Source organism: Curtobacterium sp. Curtsp22 (assembly GCF_059492135.1).
Window position 1 is genome coordinate 2,915,696 of sequence record NZ_CP168519.1, and the last position, 18,062, is coordinate 2,933,757.

17 protein-coding genes and 1 tRNA gene are annotated in these 18,062 nt (G+C 72.5%); 12 read left to right on the top strand and 6 right to left on the bottom strand.

Annotation, left to right across the window (positions count from 1 at the left end):
* The first annotated feature begins 52 nt into the window (after positions 1-52).
* The 3 genes from ACEN8D_RS14155 to ACEN8D_RS14165 all read left to right on the top strand — a co-directional run bounded on the left by ACEN8D_RS14155 (position 53) and on the right by ACEN8D_RS14165 (position 2,071).
* Positions 53-712, top strand: coding sequence for a GNAT family N-acetyltransferase (locus ACEN8D_RS14155; protein ID WP_070417871.1), 660 nt, complete (start codon positions 53-55; stop codon positions 710-712).
* Between the two features lie 125 nt (positions 713-837).
* Complete coding sequence (locus tag ACEN8D_RS14160) at positions 838-1,947, top strand: hypothetical protein (RefSeq protein ID WP_229085779.1); 1,110 nt, start codon at positions 838-840, stop codon at positions 1,945-1,947.
* A 51-nt stretch (positions 1,948-1,998) separates the two neighbouring features.
* Positions 1,999-2,071 (top strand) — tRNA-Ala (locus ACEN8D_RS14165).
* Positions 2,072-2,129: 58 nt separating this feature from the next.
* Here the strand turns inward: ACEN8D_RS14165 and ACEN8D_RS14170 are convergent.
* Positions 2,130-2,513: a hypothetical protein gene (locus ACEN8D_RS14170; RefSeq protein ID WP_413398804.1), complete on the bottom strand. Its 384-nt coding sequence runs from the start codon at positions 2,511-2,513 to the stop codon at positions 2,130-2,132.
* A gap of 73 nt (positions 2,514-2,586) precedes the next feature.
* Between ACEN8D_RS14170 and ACEN8D_RS14175 the strand changes: the two genes are divergently transcribed.
* Positions 2,587-3,627 carry an amidase domain-containing protein gene (locus ACEN8D_RS14175; RefSeq protein ID WP_309886706.1) on the top strand — a complete coding sequence of 347 codons (1,041 nt, stop codon included), beginning with the start codon at positions 2,587-2,589 and terminating at the stop codon, positions 3,625-3,627.
* 152 nt (positions 3,628-3,779) lie between these two features.
* On the opposite strand, the gene ACEN8D_RS14180 is transcribed toward ACEN8D_RS14175, so the two are convergent.
* On the bottom strand, positions 3,780-4,979 hold the full coding sequence (locus ACEN8D_RS14180) for a putative hexosyltransferase (RefSeq protein WP_413398805.1): 1,200 nt from the start codon (positions 4,977-4,979) through the stop codon (positions 3,780-3,782).
* 125 nt (positions 4,980-5,104) lie between these two features.
* On the opposite strand from ACEN8D_RS14180, the gene ACEN8D_RS14185 reads away from it, so the two are divergent.
* Entirely contained in the window at positions 5,105-5,953 is an 849-nt protein-coding gene (locus tag ACEN8D_RS14185; protein WP_071295813.1) for an alpha/beta fold hydrolase, read from the top strand.
* A 73-nt stretch (positions 5,954-6,026) separates the two neighbouring features.
* On the opposite strand, the gene ACEN8D_RS14190 is transcribed toward ACEN8D_RS14185, so the two are convergent.
* The 3 genes from ACEN8D_RS14190 to ACEN8D_RS14200 all read right to left on the bottom strand — a co-directional run bounded on the left by ACEN8D_RS14190 (position 6,027) and on the right by ACEN8D_RS14200 (position 9,982).
* On the bottom strand, positions 6,027-7,925 hold the full coding sequence (locus ACEN8D_RS14190; RefSeq protein WP_413398806.1) for a glycoside hydrolase family 2 TIM barrel-domain containing protein: 1,899 nt from the start codon (positions 7,923-7,925) through the stop codon (positions 6,027-6,029).
* A 76-nt stretch (positions 7,926-8,001) separates the two neighbouring features.
* On the bottom strand, positions 8,002-8,457 hold the full coding sequence (locus ACEN8D_RS14195; RefSeq protein ID WP_070417876.1) for a MaoC/PaaZ C-terminal domain-containing protein: 456 nt from the start codon (positions 8,455-8,457) through the stop codon (positions 8,002-8,004).
* Between the two features lie 4 nt (positions 8,458-8,461).
* Positions 8,462-9,982, bottom strand: a complete 1,521-nt coding sequence (locus ACEN8D_RS14200) for a CHAD domain-containing protein (RefSeq protein ID WP_495601044.1) — start codon at positions 9,980-9,982, stop codon at positions 8,462-8,464.
* Positions 9,983-10,173: 191 nt separating this feature from the next.
* On the opposite strand from ACEN8D_RS14200, the gene ACEN8D_RS14205 reads away from it, so the two are divergent.
* The gene (locus ACEN8D_RS14205; RefSeq protein WP_495601045.1) at positions 10,174-11,445 is read left to right on the top strand and encodes a phosphotransferase; all 1,272 of its coding nucleotides are present in this window, start codon (positions 10,174-10,176) and stop codon (positions 11,443-11,445) included.
* Between the two features lie 102 nt (positions 11,446-11,547).
* On the opposite strand, the gene ACEN8D_RS14210 is transcribed toward ACEN8D_RS14205, so the two are convergent.
* Entirely contained in the window at positions 11,548-11,895 is a 348-nt protein-coding gene (locus tag ACEN8D_RS14210; protein WP_071295810.1) for a DUF1844 domain-containing protein, read from the bottom strand.
* A 283-nt stretch (positions 11,896-12,178) separates the two neighbouring features.
* On the opposite strand from ACEN8D_RS14210, the gene infC reads away from it, so the two are divergent.
* The 6 genes from infC to pheT all read left to right on the top strand — a co-directional run bounded on the left by infC (position 12,179) and on the right by pheT (position 18,027).
* Positions 12,179-12,844: a translation initiation factor IF-3 gene (infC, locus tag ACEN8D_RS14215; RefSeq protein ID WP_070417880.1), complete on the top strand. Its 666-nt coding sequence runs from the start codon at positions 12,179-12,181 to the stop codon at positions 12,842-12,844.
* Between the two features lie 61 nt (positions 12,845-12,905).
* Entirely contained in the window at positions 12,906-13,100 is a 195-nt protein-coding gene (gene rpmI, locus ACEN8D_RS14220) for a 50S ribosomal protein L35 (RefSeq protein WP_022903519.1), read from the top strand.
* A 28-nt stretch (positions 13,101-13,128) separates the two neighbouring features.
* Complete coding sequence (gene rplT / locus ACEN8D_RS14225) at positions 13,129-13,512, top strand: 50S ribosomal protein L20 (RefSeq protein WP_022908516.1); 384 nt, start codon at positions 13,129-13,131, stop codon at positions 13,510-13,512.
* Positions 13,513-13,578: 66 nt separating this feature from the next.
* Complete coding sequence (locus ACEN8D_RS14230) at positions 13,579-14,424, top strand: TrmH family RNA methyltransferase (protein WP_413398346.1); 846 nt, start codon at positions 13,579-13,581, stop codon at positions 14,422-14,424.
* A gap of 70 nt (positions 14,425-14,494) precedes the next feature.
* Positions 14,495-15,535 (top strand): phenylalanine--tRNA ligase subunit alpha, encoded by a 1,041-nt coding sequence (gene pheS, locus ACEN8D_RS14235; protein ID WP_413398345.1) that lies wholly within the window; start codon positions 14,495-14,497, stop codon positions 15,533-15,535.
* Complete coding sequence (pheT, locus tag ACEN8D_RS14240) at positions 15,535-18,027, top strand: phenylalanine--tRNA ligase subunit beta (RefSeq protein ID WP_413398344.1); 2,493 nt, start codon at positions 15,535-15,537, stop codon at positions 18,025-18,027. Before pheS ends, pheT begins: the two co-directional genes overlap by 1 nt.
* The last annotated feature ends 35 nt before the right edge of the window (positions 18,028-18,062 follow it).

The window sequence follows — 18,062 nt, forward strand, 5'->3', positions numbered from 1 at the left end:
GGGTCCGGGGAACACCCCGGGCCCGTTCGACGCTCCCGGAGGAACCAGCGCGATGACGACGATCCCGACCCTGTCCCACGGGCGGGTCACCATCCGGCCCCTCCGACTCCGCGACACCCGCGACCTCGACGTCGCCCTCGCGAGCAACCGCTCGTGGCTCCGCACGTGGGAGGCCACGAACCCCTCCGGTCACGTCTCCACCGACGTCCGTGGCAGCATCCGCGCGCTCCAGGCCAACGCCCGCGCGGGGCTCGGACTCCCGTTCGCGATGGAGCTCGACGGCCGCTTCGTCGGGCAGCTCAACGTCTCCGGCATCACGTACGGCTCCCTGGCCAGTGCTTCGATCGGCTACTGGGTCGTCGAGGACGCCGCCGGCCACAACGTCACGCCGATCGCCGTCGCGATGGCGGTGGACCACTGCTTCCGCGTGGTCGGCATCCACCGCATCGAGATCTGCATCCGTCCCGAGAACGCCCCGTCGCTGCGGGTGGTCGAGAAGCTCGGCTTCCGGTACGAGGGGCTCCGCCGCCGGTACATCCACATCAACGGCGACTGGCGCGACCACTTCTGCTTCGCCCTCGTCGCCGAAGAGGTCCGCGAGGGCGTCCTCGAACGCTGGGTCCGCGGCCAGGTCCCGCCCGGCGTCGGTTCGGTCCCCCTCGCGGCACGCGACGAGGCCGCGATGCCGCTGCACACCACGCCCCGCGTCTGACCCGCGGGTCCGGTCCGTCCGGGCGGCCGGGAGGCGCGGCTCGCCCCCGGTGATTTCGTCGCGACACGCGCAACACGCGTCCGGCAATCACCGGACGGGGGAACCCCCACCCCTACCGTGTCCCCATGGCAGGTATCGGCTCCTGGGGCGGCGGCATCGTCCTGCTCATCGCGGCCGTGCTCTGGCTCGTCTACCTCATGCCGTCCTGGGCGGCCCGTCGGCAGTACCTCGCCACCGAGCGGAACGCGATCCGGCTGCAGCAGACCCTCCGCATCCTCGCGCAGACCGCCGAGCTGCCGGACGAGGTCCGCATCGAGATGAACGCGAAGTCCCTCGCCGAGGCCCAGCGGGTCGCGAAGTCGGAGGAGGCGAAGCGCACCGCGATCGTCCGCGCCCACGAGGCCGCCCGGCAGCGGGAGATCACCCGACGACTGGCCGAGCAGGCACCCGTGCTCGAGCGGGCCTCGGCGGTCCCCGCACTCACCGCGATGCGCATGCGTCGGTCCCGACTGGGGGCGACCCTGCTCGGCACGCTCGGCCTCGTCGTCGCGGTCGTCGTGTTCGTCGCGGCCCCCGCCGCCTGGCTCGTCGGTGTCGCCGGCCTCGTCGCCGCCGGTGGGTCCGCAGCGGTCCTCGCCCAGCTGCACCAGGTGGCGAAGGCGCGGAAGGCCCGGACCGCGACGGTCGTGCCGGAGTCGAGCCGCGCCTCCAGGCCCGCGAGCGAGTGGACGGACCCGGCGCCGCCGCTGTCGACCGAGCAGCCCGCCGAGCCCGCTCGTGACCGCAGCTGGACGCCGAACCGCGTCCCGAAGCCGCTGTACGTCGAACGCCCGAAGGTCCCGGCGGCCACGCCGGAGTCCTCGGCGGAGCTCGCCGCCCGCCTGAAGGAGCGGGTCGCCGCGGCCAAGGCGGAAGCCGAGGCCGAGGCGGCCGCGATCCGTGCCGCCGAGACCGACCCGTCGCTCGCGCGGGTGTCGCCCATGCGCCCGGACGTCGAGGAGGCTGTCGCGTCGCTCTCCGCGCACGACCAGGGACGGCTCGCCGAGCGGCTGGGCCTGCGCGCGCCGGCCGGGACGGGAACCCCTGTCGCGCAGGCCGCTCCCGCTCCGGAACCCGCTGCCCCCGCCGCGCCCCCGGCGCCGCCGAGCAAGTGGGCCGGCATGGGGGTCCTCGGCGAGGACGCCTACGAGCAGGCGGACCTCGACGCCATCATGCGTCGCCGCCGCGCCGTCTGATCGCCCGATTTCGGATCGGGCCGACGCGGGTGCTAGTGTGGACGCGTTCTCGGGGCTATGGCGCAGTTGGTAGCGCGTCTCGTTCGCAATGAGAAGGTCAGGGGTTCGAATCCCCTTAGCTCCACTCCGAGACAGAAGGCCACCCGATCGGGTGGCCTTCGTTGTTCCGGGGCGGGCCCGGGTCAGCCGGGGACGCTCTCCGTCAGGATCCCGGCCTTGGCGAGCTCGCCGTGGATCGCGTTGGCGGCCTGCTCGAAGGCGCGGTTGCCGCGCGAGACGCCGAGCGCACCGCCCTTGAGCGCCGACTTGCCGGCACCGCGCAGGAGCCGCGCGACCGTCCGACCGTCCGGCGTGACCATGATCTGCACGTCGAGGCGGGTGTGGAAGGTCCGGTCGTTCGCCATGCCGCCGATGAGCAGCGTGAGGCCCATGCTGCCGCGGGTGGCACGGAGGGCTCCCTGTTCGCCGTCGTCGACGGTGTAGCCCTCGCGGACGAGTGCGCCGCGGATGAGTGCGCGGACGTGGTCGGGGGCGGCTGCGACGAAGAAGTCGTGGCTCTCGGGCATGGGTGGTCTGATCCTCTCGACGGTGGTTCCTGCCAGAGATCATGCCGTGTCGTCGCCTACCCTGGGAAGCACCATGACTGCTTCCCTGACGCGCCGCTCCCTGCTGTCCCTCGCCGGCGTGACCGGCATCGGGCTCGCCGTCGCCGCGTGCTCGTCGGGGGACGGCGGCACGGGCAAGGGGTCCGGTGGTGGCGCGAGCAACGGTGGCGGTTCGACCACGCCCACCGCGAAGCCCGTCGCGAAGTCGCTCAGCCCTGCGCAGGTCCCGCTCGCCGGCGGTGTGACGATCACCGTCGCCGGCTCCGGGCTGGCAGCGGTCACAGGCGTCACGGTCGGGGGCATCGCCGCGCGGGACGTCAAGGCGACCGCCACGAAGGTGACCTTCACGGCACCGCACCAGGCGATGTACACGGCGGGGTCGGCGGACGTCGCGCTCTTCACGACCGCGATCGAGCCCTCACCGTCCGCCAACCAGTCCTCGGACGGCAACGGCAGCGCCGCGAACGACGGGCAGACCGGGGCGACGCAGGACTCCGCGACGGCCACGCCGACGCCGACCACCGCGCCCGTCCCGGACGCCTCGACGGCGGTCGCGACCTCGACCCTGGCCTACGCGGCACTGACCGACGTCGACCGGCAGCTCGAGTACGCGATGGCGCACTGGAAGGACTACAACCTCGCCGAGTACGGCACCATGAACCCGATCGGTGGTGACTGCGCGAACTACGTGTCGCAGACCTTGATCGCCCGCGGCTGGCAGCAGCGATCCGACTGGTACAACCGCTCGGCCGGGGCGGAGCACTCGGCGACGTGGACCTACTGCCCGACGATGGACCCGTGGCTGACCGCGAACGCCGCGGAGTTCGGGCTCACCCGCCGCTCCCTCGACGAACGCGACAAGGTCAAGGTCGGCGACATCGTGTTCTACGACTGGAACGACAACGACTCGCCGGACCACACCACGATCGTGTCCGAGGTGTTCACCGAGCCGGACGGCACGGTCCGGATCAAGTCGGCGAGCCACAACCAGGACGGGCCGTACCGCGACCTCGACGAGATGATCACGGTGCAGCACCCGGGCGGGACCGCCTGGTTCCACACGTTCGACGCGTAGCGCCGGCGCGCGTCGGGGGCGCGGGTGCCTGGTGGTGCTCGCAGCCGGTTCGGCGGGGCAGCGCACAACGCAAGTGCGCTCGAACCACGGCAACCCCCGGCGCGGAGTGACTTTGGTTGTGCGAGCCGAGCTGCGCCGGGCCGCGCCGCGCGTCAGGGGTACCCGAGGAACCAGATCAGCACGACGGCGACCGGCTGCAGGCACACACCCACGACGAGCCACACGACCGCCCGCCGCCGCGTCCGCACGAACACGTCCGACCCGAGCAGCGGCGCCGTCGGCATGAGCAGCCGGGGCAGGGACTGCTGCGGCAGGAACACCGCCACGAGGTACAGCGCGTACGCCGCCGTGAACGCCCACACGTCCACCCCGAGGGCCCGGACCGACCTCCGCGTCCAGAACCACACCGCCCCCGCGAGCACGGCGACCACGAGCACGATCCCGAGCGGCCCGAGCCACGTCCCCGCCATCGTGAACCACGGCGAGAGCGGCGCGAAGTGCTGCCGCCCCACGAACCCCACCCACCACGACAGCTCGGTGTCGATATACGCGTTCGGCCGACCCGTCACGGCCGAGGCGATCACCGGCCACGCCAGCCCCGCCGCAGCCACCACCAGCCCCGACACGACGATCGCCACGGCGTCCCGCACCGGGAGCGCCCGTCGCTCCTGCACCCACCGCACGACGAGGTGCACCGCGAGCGCCACGGCCAACGCCAGCACCCCCGGCTTCGTGAACGCGGCCACGAGCCCGAGCGGCGCGACCAGCCAGTAGCGTCGGCGAACGAGCGCCAGCAGGGCCCCGAACAACAGCAGCAGGAACGTGCTCTCGGCGTAGGCCACCTGCAGCAGGAATCCGGTCGGACCGAACGCGAACAGCGCCGTCGCCCACCGCGCGCGGTGCGAGCAGCCGACGGCGAGCACCAGCCGGTAGAGCAGCACGCACGCCCCGGCCCCGGCGAGCGTCGCCACGAGCACCCCCGCGACCCAGAACGACCCGCCCGTCAGGTGCATGACGGCGCGCACGAGCGTCGGGAACACGGGCAGGAACGCCCAGGCGTTCGGGAGGACGTGCCCCGAGCCGTCGAGCGGCAGCGTCGTCGGGTACCCGTGCTCCGCGATGATCCGGTAGAAGGACGCGTCCCACGACCCCGAGAACGTGAAGAAGGACGGATCGCGGCGGGACGACGCGAACGGCCAGCCGTTCGCCGTCGCCACGACGTAGACCGTCGCGAGCAGGACCGTGCTGACCACGCGCGAGGCCAACCACAGGAGCAGGGGAGTGGTCCAGCCGCTGTGGCGCGCCTCCAGGGCCGGCCTGGAGGCGCGGCTCGTCTCCCCGGCGCTCGTCACCGCCCGATCCTCGCACGTCCACGGCATGCGGCCGGTGTCCGCAAGGCGTACGCTTCCAGCCTCGGTGAGGGCCCGCGGCGTTGCATGGTCGGCGTTCCCTGGAAGACGCAACCACCGGAGGCACCATGCCGTTCATCACCGTCGGAGCCGAGAACGGGCACGACATCGACCTGCACTACGACGACTTCGGATCGGGCGACCCGGTCGTCCTCATCCACGGCTGGCCCCTGTCCGGCCGGTCGTGGGAGGGCCAGATCCCGGCCCTCGTCGAGGCCGGGCACCGTGTCGTCGCGTACGACCGTCGTGGCTTCGGGCAGTCGTCGCAGCCGTGGGGCGGGTACGACTACGACACGTTCGCCGCCGACCTCGACACCCTGCTCGACCAGCTCGGGCTGACCGAGGTCACGCTGATCGGGTTCTCGATGGGTGGCGGTGAGCTCGCGCGCTACGTGTCCACCTACGGCACGGGCCGGGTGAAGAAGCTCGTGTTCGCGAGCGCGGTGCCGCCCTACCTCTGGAAGTCCGACGACAACCCCGACGGCGGGGTCGACCAGGACCTCGCGGACTGGTTCTCGAACGGGATCACCGGGGACCGCCCCGCGTTCCTGCACGAGTTCGTCGACCTGTTCTACACGGCGGGCAAGCCCTCGCTCGTGAACAAGCCCCTGGTGTCGGGCGACCAGCGCGCGTACGACCTCGCGATCGCCGAGCTCGCGTCGCCGAAGGGCACGCTCGACTGCACCGTCGCGTTCGCCACGACGGACTTCCGCGACGACCTCACCAAGGTCGACGTGCCGACGCTCGTGATCCACGGCGACTCCGACGGCATCGTGCCGTTCGAGGTGTCCGGCAAGCGGACCGCTGCGGCGATCCCGAACGCGCAGACCCATGTCATCGAGGGCGGGCCGCACGGGGTGCTCGCATCGCACAAGGACGAGTGGAACGAGGCCGTCCTGCGGTTCCTCGCCTCCTGATCCGCGCGTCTGGTGAGCAGGAACGGTCGGGTCCCATCGTCGGACCCGACCGTTCCTGCTCACCTGCGTCGCGTCAGCGACCGGTGACCGCGCGTCGGATCTGCTCGATCGGCGCCTTCGGGGTGCGGTCCGCGTTCAGCAGGCCGTTCGTCTCCTGCATCGTGTCCGTGAGCTGTGTCCAGCAGGACCCGGCGAGGAACGAACTCGCGCGGACCGCGTCGTACAGCGCCGTGATCCGCGCGACCCAGTCGTCGCCGTCGGCCGCGGTCGTGTAGCCCCAGCCGTCCTCGCGCTGGACGCCGGGCTGGTAGTTCACGCCGCCGAACTCGGTGAGCATCACCGGCTGCCCGCGGTCGACCGCCCCGCCGACGAGGATGCGCCGGTCGGCCGGCCCGATTCCCTGCACCAGTGTCGTGCGCGCCGCGTCGTCGGCGTAGGTCGCCGCGAGCCGGGAGCCGTCGCCCTCGTAGTCGTGGACGGTGATGATGTCGGATGCGACGTGCTCCCACCCGTCGTTCGAGATCACCGGCCGTGTCGGGTCGATCGCCCTCGTGACGTCGGCCAACGACCGCGCGTAGGCCTGCTGCGCGGGATCGGTCGCGATGTGCTGCACGCCCCAGCTCTCGTTCGCCGGGACCCACGTGACGATCGACGGGTGCGAGGCGTCGCGCTCGACGGCGTCCATCCACTCGCGCATCAGCCGCTGCACGGCCCGCGGCGAGAACGCGTACGCACCCGGCGCCTCGCCCCACACGAGGACGCCGATCCGGTCCGCCCAGTAGAGGAAGCGCGGGTCCTCGATCTTCTGGTGGTTGCGTGCGGCGTTGAAGCCGAGCTCCTTGATGAGCTCGACCTCGCGGCGGAGCGCCTCGCGGGAGGGGGCTGCGATGTGCGAGTCCGGCCAGTACCCCTGGTTGAGGACGCTGCGGACGTCGTAGCTCCGGCCGTTGAGGAGCAACGCGCCACCGTCGACGCCGACGGTGCGCACGCCGAAGTAGGACGCGACGGCGTCGATCGGGGTCGGGTCGCTGCCGGATCCCAGCAGGGTGACCGTGGCGTCGACGAGCCGCGGTGCCTCCGGCGACCAGTGCAGCTCGTCCTCGGCCTGGCCGTTCGCCTGCCGGGCGATCGGGACGAGCACGTCGAACTCGTTCGCCGTCGCACCGAGCGTGGTCTCGATCGTCGCGAGGTGTTCGTCGCGCTCGTCCCAGCGGGCGTCGACGCGGAGGCGCTCGCCGCCGGTCCGGGCCCCGGCGAGCCGGACGGTCAGGCGGAGCGTCTGGTGGTCGAGGTTGGTCCAGCGGAGGTACTCGATCGACGTGGTCGGCACGGCCTCGAGCCAGACGGTCTGCCAGATGCCGGTGGTGCGGCGGTACCAGATGGCGTGCGGGTCCTCGTGCCAGTCCTGCTTGCCGCGGGGCTGGGTGAGGTCGTGCGGGTCGTCCTCGGCGCGGACGACGAGGGTGTGCACGGCGTCGGAGGCGTGGCCGCCGCTGCCGGCGTCGGTGCCGTCGGTGTCGGTCAGGACGTCGGTCACGTCGAACGAGAACGGCGTGTGGCCGCCCTCGTGCTCGCCGATGAACTGCCCGTCGATCCAGACCCGGGCACGGTGGTCCACCGCGCCGAAGTGCAGCAGGAGCCGGGGTGCCGCGTCGCCGTGTCCGGCGGCCTCGAGCTCGGCGCGGCCGATGGTGCGGGAGTACCAGACGACGGGGTGGAAGCCGGGCTCATCGATGCCCGACGCGACGGACTCGGGCGGGAACGGGACGACGATGTCCCGTGCGTCGGGGAAGCCGGTGCGCCAGGCGGGGTCGTCGCCGTCGTTGCGGAAGGACCACGTGCCGTCGAGGTCGGCCCAGTGCGGGCGGAGCATCTGCGGCCGGGGGTACGTGCCGTCCTGCCGGGAGGCGAGCGGGAGGGCCTGCGGGGAAGCGGTGTCAGGTGCGGCGACGATGCCGTCGAGCGTGCTCATGCCTCCATGCTGGCGCGGCTGGTACATCGTTGTAAAGAGCGCGGCAACGATTCCGGGCGAGTGCCTGCCCGGCCTGTCAGGCGATCGCGGCGTCCCGCGTCAGGACCATGACGTCCATGCGCCCCTGCTGCACGGTCTCGCCCCGCTGGTTCCGGAGCGACACCGTCCGCTCGACGATGCCCGTCGTCCCGGAGCTCGTCAGCCGCGTCGACAGGATCTCGACCTCGCACGTCAGGGTGTCCCCGATGAACACCGGCGCCGTGAAGCGCCACTGGTCGATGCCGAGCAGCGCGACGGCCGAGCCCTCGAACACCCCGGTGCGGGCGATCAGCCCGAGGCAGAGCGAGGTGCCCAGCAGCCCGTGCACGACCCGCTGGCCGTAGCGGGTCCTGGCGGCGAACTCGACGTCGGTGTGGACCTGGTTGTTGTCGTTCGTCCACGAGGCGAACGACACGACGTCCGCCTCGGTGATGGTCCGGCCCGGGGTCGTGAAGGTCTGTCCGGCGGCGAGGTCTTCGAGGTAGTGCGGCACCCGGTCATCCTCGCAGACCGGTCGCCACGCGCGACCGCAGGCGGGCGACGAGGTGCTCGGCCCGGTCCCGCTCACGCTCGACGACGGCGTGCTCGGTCGTGGCGAGGACCCCGGCGCCGAACGTGTCCGCCCCGCTCCTCGCCGCGAGGGTCGCCAGCTCCCGGTGGGCCGCGGTGGCGTGCGCCGCGTCGAGCACCGCGCCGAGGCCGTCCTGGACCCGCCGCAGCAACCCGAGACGCCGCTTCCCGAGGTCCGTCGCCTCGTCGGCGGCCTGCAGGGCGTAGCGCAGGCGCCGCGCCGCCTTCCGGACCTCGTGCAGGTCGTCGAGCGTCTCGGTGCCGCCGTCGATCGCCTTCGCGACCCGCTTCCGCTCGCGCGCGATCCGGCGGACGGTGAACGCCTGGGCGTCGTCGTCGGCGTGCGGTCCCCGCGGCACCCGGGCGACGAGGTCGTCGAGGCGGTCCAGTGCCCGGAACCACGTCGCCGAGCGCAGGGTGTGCCGGAGGTCGGCGGCCGCCGCCGCGCGGGACTCGGCGACGTGCGCACCGATCCGGTCGAGGGTCTCGGCGTCGACGAAGCCCTCGGGAGCGCGGCCGGCCGTGCGGAGCAACCGGTCGCGCAGGACCTCGGCGTCGCGGGCCACACCGGCCACCCGCGAGACCTCGGCCAGTTCGGCGCGCAGGGGTTCGGTGGCGTCGCGGTCGAGGGCACCGCGGTACGCGGCCAGCACGCTCCGCAGCCGACGCAGGACCTTCCGGAGGTCGTGCACCGACCCGTGCTCGTCGGCACGCACCCTCGGGTCGACCGCGACGAGGTCCGCGCGCAACGACCGGAGGACCGCTCGCAGGGCAGCGGCCGCGGAGCCCCGTCGTGGGCGTGCCGCCGTCCCCTTCCGACGCTCGGGGGCGGCACGGAGCGCAGGGTGCCCGGCCCCGCCACCAGCGCGCCCGGCCCCGCCCCGGGCGCCACCACCCGCCCCGGGTTCCGCCGCGTCCGCCAGCGCCCGCTCCGCAGCCCGGGACACCGTCCCGCCCCGCCCGTCGTCGCTCAGCGCCCACCACCGAGCCGACCGGAGCACCGCGGCGTCGGGCTCGCCCTCGTCCACACGGACGTCGGCCACCTCGGCGCGGAGCCGCCCGTCCCGCCCGCGCAGCTCGACGAGGGTCGTCGCCGTGTCCCGCACCCGGACGACCCGGACCGGGCGGCCGCGCAGGAAGACCTCGACCACGTCGCGCGGAACGTGGTCCGCATCCTGGTCGTCGCCGCCGTCGAGGTCCGGGGGCACCTCGACCGGTCCGTCACCGCGGTCGACGCTCCACCCGGCGTCCGACCGGAGGAGCTCGACGCCCTCGGCCGCGAGGACCCGGTCGTCGGTGTCCCACAGGTGCTCGCGCAGCACGACGGGACCGTGCCGGTGGACGCGGTCGGCGAAGGGTTCGAGGGCGGGCAGTCGCCGGTCGTCGGCGATGCGCCACGTGCGACGGGGGTCGGTGCGGCCGAGCGGCTCCGGGTGCGGGGTCTGCATGCCGTCAGTGTCGTCCGCCGCGGGGCCCTCGTCACCGGGCCTGCCGCGTTCTGTGGATGCCGCACCCAGAACGACGCCCTGTGGAGGACAGCGGACGACCCGAACCCACCGCCCCACGACCCCAGCGCCCACGCCCCACGCCCCACGCCCCAGCGCACCACCCTCAGCCCCCGGCGCGTACGGTTCGCCCCATGAGCGACGAGGCACCCGTCCCCGCCCCCGGCGAGCCCACCGACCGCACCCTCGAGGGCTGGATCGCCCACCAGCGCTGGTACACGGCGAAGGGCACCACCCCGCGGCTCCGCACCCTCGCGCAGCCCGCCGGTACCCGCCTCGTCCTCGACGACGCCCCGACCGGCCCCGTCCTCTACCAGGCGCCGGTCCGCCCCGACGCGACCGGGACCGTGCACGACGCGACCGCCGATCCGGACTGGATCCGGTCCCTCGCCGCGCGCATCGACGCCGACGACGAGAGCCTCGTCCCGATCGGCACCGTCCGGCGGTCCCGGGTGCTCAGCGGCGAACAGTCGAACACCTCGGTGATCTGCGAGACCGACACCGGCGCCGAGGTCATCGTGAAGGTCTTCCGCGTGCTGCACCACGGCGACAACCCGGACGTCACCACGCAGCTCGCCCTCTCGGCCGCGGGCAGCGCCCGGGTGCCGCGCGTGTACGGCGCGCTCCGCGGGAGCTGGCCGGACCCGGGGCGCTCCGACGGCACCGCGAGCGGGCACCTCGCCTTCGCCCAGGAGTTCCTGCCGGGGCTGCAGGACGCCTGGCGCGTGGCGCTCGGCGACGCCCGCGAGGGCATCCCCTTCGCATCCGACGCCGAGCGGCTCGGGCTCGCGCTCGCCGAGGTGCACCGCACCCTCGCCGAGGCCCTGCCGACCGAGCCCGCCGACGACGAGCGCCGTGCCGCCGCGATCGCCACGATGCACGGCCGGCTCGACGCCGCGGCACGCGAGGCCCCGGCGATCGCCCCGCACGTCGACGCCGTCCGTGCGGTCTACGCCCGGGCCGCCGACGCCGACTGGCCCGACCTCCAGCGCATCCACGGCGACCTGCACCTCGGACAGGTGCTCGCCGCTCCGGAACCCCGCGGCTGGGTCTTCCTCGACTTCGAGGGCGAGCCGCTCCGGCCGCTCACCGAGCGCTCCCTGCCGGACGTCACGCTCCGGGACGTCGCCGGCATGCTGCGCTCGTTCGACTACGTCCAGGGCTCGCTCGCCCAGGACGCCGAACCCGTCGACGCGGGGGAGTGGGCGCAGGACGCCCGGTCGGCGTTCCTCGACGGCTACCAGCAGGGGACGGGATCGGACCTGCGTGCCCACCGGGAACTGCTCGACGCGTTCGAACTCGACAAGGCCGTCTACGAGGTCGTCTACGAGACCCGGAACCGTCCCGACTGGGTCGGCATCCCGCTCGCCGCGGTCACGCGCCTGGTCGCGCGCAGCGCGGCCTGACCGACGGACCGAGGGCTGCGGCCCTGGACCGGACCGGATGACGGACGGGAGGCGCGGTGCCAGCCGGCACCACGCCTCCCGTCCGTCATCGGGTGACGCCCGTCAGTTGACGGGTCCGGTGTACTTCTCGCCCGGACCGGCGCCCGGCGCGTCCTGGATGCTCGACGCCTCGCGGAACGCGAGCTGCACCGAACGGAGTCCGTCGCGCAGCGGGCGGGCGTGGTGGTCCCCGATCTCCGTCGCCGCGGCGGTGACGAGCCCCGCGAGCGCCGTGATGAGCTTGCGCGCCTCGTCGAGGTCCGTCTGCTGCTCGGGGTCGTCCGCGAGACCCACCTTGACGGCGGCCGCGCTGAGGAGGTGCACCGCCACGGTGTTGATGAGTTCGACGGCCGGCACCTCCGAGATGTCGCGGGCGGCCTCGTCGGGCTCGGGGGAAGGGGTGTCGGTCACGGTGCTCCTCTGCTAGACTCGTCCGCGGCAGATGCTGTCAGTGTGCCCGGACTCGTGCGAACGAGGCCGATCACTCCCGCAGCGTCACGAAAGAGGAGTCTCTCCCACCCGCGGCCGCGCACCACAGGCTACCGGGTCCACACCGCTCCACCGGCGTCCGCGTCGGTCGGCCGTCCCGCAGGGGTCGGCGTCGGGCGGCTGCCGAACGGGTCACGATCCGTGCGTCAGATCTCCTCTCTCGTGCCGTCGTCCAGGGCAAACGCCCCGGACGGCCACCACCTGATTGAAGGAGCTCCGCATTCCCGATCCCCGTACCAACGACCGAATCCGCGTCCCCGAGGTCCGACTCGTCGGCCCCCAGGGCGAGCAGGTCGGCGTTGTCCCCATCGCCGTCGCACTGCGCCTCGCGCAGGAAGCCGAGCTGGATCTGGTCGAGGTCGCGCCGAACTCGAAGCCGCCCGTGGCGAAGATCATGGACTACGGCAAGTTCAAGTACGAGGCCGCTCAGAAGGCCAAGGAAGCGCGTCGCAACCAGGTGAACACGGACCTCAAGGAAGTCCGTTTCCGCCTGAAGATCGACGTGCACGACTACGAGACGAAGCGCAAGCGCGCCGAGGGCTTCCTCCTCGGTGGCGACAAGGTGAAGGCGATGATCCTCTTCCGTGGCCGCGAGCAGTCGCGTCCGGAGCAGGGTGTCCGTCTCCTCCAGAAGTTCGCCGAGGAGATCGCCGAGTTCGGTGTCGTCGAGTCGCGTCCGACCCAGGACGGCCGCAACATGACGATGATCATCGCCCCGCTCAAGAACAAGTCCGACGTCAAGGGCGAGCAGAACGCCAAGCGCGCTGCTCAGAAGGCCGAGCGTCGTGCGTCGGAGCACGCTGCGAAGGGCAAGGACGAGACCACCGACGTGGCTCCCGAGCCCGCGCAGGCCGAAGCTCCCGCCGAATAGGTCCCACCGACCGATCCCGCAACGACGCGGCTCCCCATCCATCCCACGGAAAGGCACCACCATGCCCAAGCAGAAGACCCACTCCGGGTCGAAGAAGCGCTTCAAGGTCACCGGCAGCGGCAAGATCATGAAGCAGCAGGCCGGTATGCGTCACAACCTCGAGGTCAAGAGCGCCAAGCGCAAGGCCCGCCTCAACGAGGACCAGGTCCTCGCCAAGGCTGACGCGAAGAACGTCAAGAAGCTCCTCGGCCACTGAGCCCCGCAGAACGTAAAGGAATAGATCAATGGCACGAGTAAAGAGAGCGGTCAACGCCGCCAAGAAGCGCCGCGTCATCCTCGAGCGCGCCGAGGGCTACCGCGGTCAGCGTTCGCGTCTGTACCGCAAGGCCAAGGAGCAGGTCACCCACTCCCTCGTCTACGCGTACCGCGACCGTCACGCGAAGAAGGGCGAGTTCCGTCGCCTCTGGATCCAGCGCATCAACGCCGCGTCGCGTGCGAACGGCCTGACCTACAACCGCCTCATCCAGGGCCTCGGCCTTGCCGGCGTCGAGGTCGACCGTCGCATCCTCGCGGACCTCGCGGTGAACAACCCCGAGACGTTCGCGGCGCTCGTCGAGACCGCCAAGAAGGCGCTCCCGGCCGACACCTCGGCCCCGAAGGCTGCGTAGTCAGTTCTTCTGCTCGCGAAACCCCCGCCGGTCCGGCGGGGGTTTCGTCGTTCCTAGACTTGTCCCGTGAGCGATCTCCTCGAGAACCCCAAGGCCGGCCGTGTCCGAGCCGTCGCAGCGCTGTCGAAGAAGGACGTGCGCGCCGACACGGGCCTGTTCCTGCTCGAAGGGCCGCAGGCGGTGCGTGAGGCGATCGAGTACCGCCCGGAGCTCCTCCGCGAGCTCTACGTGACCCCGACGGCGGCCGCGCGCTACGGCCTCGACGACGCGCCGGTCGACACGTGGTTCGTGACCGAACAGGTCCTCGACGCGATGGCGGACACCGTGACGCCGCAGGGCGTCGTCGCGGTGTGCCAGCAGTTCCCGACGTCGGTGAAGGACGTCTTCCCCGACGCCGGTGCCGCCCAGGAGGCGCGTGGCGGCCTGTCGGGGATCGTCGCGATCCTCGAAGAGGTGCGTGATCCGGGCAACGCCGGCACCATCATCCGTGCGGCCGACGCCGCCGGCGCCGACGCGGTGGTCCTCACCGGGCGCAGCGTCGACCCGTACAACCCGAAGGTCGTGCGGTCGACCACGGGCTCGCTCTTCCACGTGCCGGTGTCGGTCGGCGTGACGCTCGCCGACGCGGTGTCCCGTGCCCGGGGCCTCGGGTACACGATCCTGGCCGCCGACGTCTCGGGCGACGACCTGCCCGAGGTCCGCGCCGACGGAATGCTCGACGGTCCGACCGCGTGGGTGTTCGGCAACGAGGCACGTGGTCTGACCACCGAGGACCTCGCCCTCGTCGACCGCGCCGTGAAGGTACCGATCTACGGCAAGGCGGAGTCGATGAACCTCGCGACCGCGGCGTCCGTCTGCCTGTACGAGTCGGCGTTCGCGCAGCGCACGGCTCGTCCCTCCACAGGCGACTGATCGGGGGACTCCTCCCCAGACCGTCCGGTACCGGACGGCGGTATCCCACGGGCCGGTAGGCTTGGGTCTCGTGTCAGAACCTCTCGAGATCAGCGAATCGGCCGTCGCCGACGCCGTGGACCGGGCCCTCGCGGCGGTCCGCGCCACGACGACCGTCGCCGAGCTGAAGCAGGCCAGGGCCGAGCACACCGGCGAACAGTCCGCGCTGGCGCGGATGAACGCGTCGATGCGCAGCGTGCCGAAGGAGCAGAAGGCGGCCGCGGGCAAGCTCGTCGGACAGGCCCGTGGGCAGGTGAACGCGGCGATCGCCGAGCAGGAGTCCGTGCTCGCCGAAGCCGAGGAACGTGCACGCCTCGACGCCGAGCGCATCGACGTCACCGCGCTCCCGGTCCGCCGCGCGCCCGGCTCGCGGCACCCGCTGTCGCTCCTCAACGAGACCGTGGCCGACATCTTCGTCGGCATGGGGTGGGAAGTCGCGGAAGGCCCCGAGCTCGAGCACGAGTGGTTCAACTTCGACGCGCTGAACTTCGACCCGGACCACCCGGCCCGGGCCATGGCCGACACGATCTTCGTCGAGCCGGTCGAGCGCCACCTCGTCATGCGCACGCACACCTCCCCGGTGCAGGTGCGGTCGCTGCTCTCGCGCGACCTGCCGCTCTACGTCATCGCGCCGGGCCGGGTGTACCGCGCCGACGAGCTCGACGCCACGCACCTGCCGGTCTTCACCCAGGTCGAGGGCATCGCGATCGACAAGGGCCTGACGATGGCGCACCTGCGCGGCACGCTCGAGCACTTCGCGCGCCAGATGTTCGGGGCCGAGGCGCAGATCCGTCTCCGCCCGAACTACTTCCCGTTCACCGAACCCAGCGCCGAGATGGACGTCTGGCAGCCGAACGCCAAGGGCGGCGCCCGGTGGGTCGAGTGGGGCGGCTGCGGCATGGTCAACCCGAACGTCCTGCGCGCCGCCGGCATCGACCCGGCCGAGTACCAGGGCTTCGCGTTCGGCATGGGCATCGAGCGGACGCTGCAGTTCCGCAACGGCCTGAACGACATGCGTGACTTCCTCGAGGGCGACATCCGCTTCTCGCAGCAGTTCGGAACGGTGGTCTGATGCGCGTCCCACTCCGTTGGCTCGGCGAGTCCGTCGACCTCCCCGACGACGTCACCCTCGAGCACGTCCACGCGGCGCTCGTGTCGGTGGGCTTCGAGGAAGAGGACGTCCACACCTACGACCTCACGGGCCCGATCGTCGTCGGCCGCGTGCTCGAGCGCGAGCCCGAGCCACAGAAGAACGGCAAGACGATCAACTGGTGCCAGGTGGACGTCGGCGAGCCCGAGCCACGCGGCATCGTGTGCGGCGCGCACAACTTCGACGTCGGCGACCTCGTCGTCGTCACGCTCCCCGGCGCCGTCCTGCCCGGGCCGTTCCCGATCGCAGCACGCAAGACCTACGGGCACGTGTCCGACGGCATGATCGCCTCGGCACGCGAGCTCGGTCTCGGCGACGAGCACGACGGCATCCTCCGCTTCGCGGACCTCGGCATGGAGCCCGAGGTCGGCGCGGACGCCATCGCGCTCCTCGGTCTCGACGACGCCGCGGTGGAGATCAACGTGACCCCGGACCGCGGGTACGTGCTGAGCATGCGCGGCGTCGCCCGCGAGTACGCCCACGCCACCGGCGCGACCTTCCACGACCCGGTCGAGCGGGTCACCCCCCGCAGCGCCGAGGGCTTCCCGGTCGTGATCGACGACCAGGCCCCGGTGCGTGGCCGGGTCGGCGCGCACACGTTCGTCACCCGTGTCGTCCGTGGCATCGACCCGACCGCGAAGATCCCGGCGTGGATGGTCTCGCGTCTCGCCCTCGCCGGTGTCCGGTCGATCTCGCTGCCCGTCGACATCACGAACTACGTCATGTTCGAGCTCGGTCAGCCGCTGCACGGGTACGACCTCCGGACGCTGCAGGGCGGGCTCGGTGTCCGTCGTGCTGCTGCCGGCGAGACCCTGACGACCCTCGACCACGTCGAACGGACGCTCGACCCGGAAGACCTCGTCATCACCGACGACTCCGGTCCCGTCGGCCTCGCCGGCGTGATGGGCGGTGCCCGGACCGAGATCTCCGACGCCACCACCGACGTCCTGATCGAGGCCGCCGGCTTCGACCAGACCTCCATCGCCCGGACCGCGCGTCGGCACAAGCTCCCGAGCGAGGCGTCCCGACGCTTCGAGCGCGGTGTCGACCCGCTTGTGGCCGAGGCTGCTGCGAACCGTGCGGTCGAGCTCCTCGTCGAGCTCGCGGGCGGCACCGCGGACCCCCTCGGCTCGACGCTCGTCGACACCGAGCCCCGTCCGACGGTCACGATGCGCATCGCCCGTCCGGCCGAGCTCGTCGGCGTCGACTACACCGACGCCGAGGTCATCGACACCCTGCGCGCGATCGGTGCGTCGGTCGACGTCGACGGGGACACGCTCGCCGTGGTGCCGCCGACCTGGCGCCCCGACCTCACCGACGACACCACCCTCGTCGAAGAGGTCGCGCGCATCGTCGGCTACGACCGCATCCCGAGCGTCCTCCCCGTCGCGCCGCCCGGCCGTGGCCTGACCGGTCACCAGCAGGCACGTCGCCGCGTCGCCGCCGCACTCGCCGCCGACGGCCTGGTCGAGGTCGTCACCGCACCCTTCGTGTCGCAGGCCACGCAGGACGCCTACCCGGGCATCGACGGCGCCGGCGGGCCGAGCGTGGTCCTCGCGAACGCCCTCGACAGCGAGCAGAGCCTCCTCCGTCGCAGCGGGGTGCCGGCACTCGTCGACGCCGCCCGCCGCAACGTGTCGCGCGGCCTCGTCGACGTCGCGCTCTACGAGACCTCGCGGGTGTTCCTGCCGGTCGTGGGCGAGACGCTCGGTACCGACACGGTCCCGGCCGGCGCCGTGCTCCCGGACCGCGACACCCTCGCCGCGCTCGACGCGTCCCTGCCGCCGCAGCCGTTCCACGTGTCCGCGCTGCTCACCGGCAACCGGGTCGTGAAGCAGCCCGGCGTGCAGCCCGAGCCGTACGGCATCGCGGACGCACTCGACGTCGCGCGCGCCGTCGCGTGGGCGGTCGGTGTGGAGCTCACGGTGGCGCAGACGACGCACCCGTCCCTGCACCCGGGCCGCGCGGCATCGCTCCTCGTGGACGGGACCGTCGTCGGCGTCGCGGGTGAACTCCTGCCCGAGCTGACCGAGGCAGCGGTCCTGCCGCGCGTCGTCGCGATCGTCGAACTCGACCTCGACGCCATGGTCCGGGCGGCACCCGAACTGGTCTCGGTGGCACCGATCGTGTCCTACCCGGCGGCGACGCAGGACCTGTCCCTCGTGGTGGGTGCCGACGTACCGGCGGGTGACGTACTGGATGCGGTGCGCACTGGTGCCGGAGAGCTGTTGGAGTATGCTCGGCTCGTGGATGACTACCGGGGCACCGGCGTGGACGAGGGACAGAAGTCCCTGACGTTCGCGCTGCGCTTCCGTGCCACGGACCGCACGCTGACCGCTGCCGAGGCCACTGAGGCCCGTGACGGCGCCGTCCGACGTGCCGGCGAGCGATTCGGGGCGACCCTGCGCGACTGATCCCATCGGGACCAGCACCGCCCGGGGCCGCCGCC

Bases quoted from the DNA above. Each gene is read 5' to 3' on its own strand.
- ACEN8D_RS14200 (WP_495601044.1), bottom strand. From the start codon at position 9,982: ATGCAGACCCCGCACCCGGAGCCGCTCGGCCGCACCGACCCCCGTCGC.
- ACEN8D_RS14175 (WP_309886706.1), top strand. From the start codon at position 2,587: ATGACTGCTTCCCTGACGCGCCGCTCCCTGCTGTCCCTCGCCGGCGTG.
- rplT (WP_022908516.1), top strand. From the start codon at position 13,129: ATGGCACGAGTAAAGAGAGCGGTCAACGCCGCCAAGAAGCGCCGCGTC.
- ACEN8D_RS14205 (WP_495601045.1), top strand. From the start codon at position 10,174: ATGAGCGACGAGGCACCCGTCCCCGCCCCCGGCGAGCCCACCGACCGC.
- rpmI (WP_022903519.1), top strand. From the start codon at position 12,906: ATGCCCAAGCAGAAGACCCACTCCGGGTCGAAGAAGCGCTTCAAGGTC.
- ACEN8D_RS14190 (WP_413398806.1), bottom strand. From the start codon at position 7,925: ATGAGCACGCTCGACGGCATCGTCGCCGCACCTGACACCGCTTCCCCG.
- ACEN8D_RS14170 (WP_413398804.1), bottom strand. From the start codon at position 2,513: ATGCCCGAGAGCCACGACTTCTTCGTCGCAGCCGCCCCCGACCACGTC.
- ACEN8D_RS14160 (WP_229085779.1), top strand. From the start codon at position 838: ATGGCAGGTATCGGCTCCTGGGGCGGCGGCATCGTCCTGCTCATCGCG.
- pheT (WP_413398344.1), top strand. From the start codon at position 15,535: ATGCGCGTCCCACTCCGTTGGCTCGGCGAGTCCGTCGACCTCCCCGAC.
- ACEN8D_RS14185 (WP_071295813.1), top strand. From the start codon at position 5,105: ATGCCGTTCATCACCGTCGGAGCCGAGAACGGGCACGACATCGACCTG.
- ACEN8D_RS14155 (WP_070417871.1), top strand. From the start codon at position 53: ATGACGACGATCCCGACCCTGTCCCACGGGCGGGTCACCATCCGGCCC.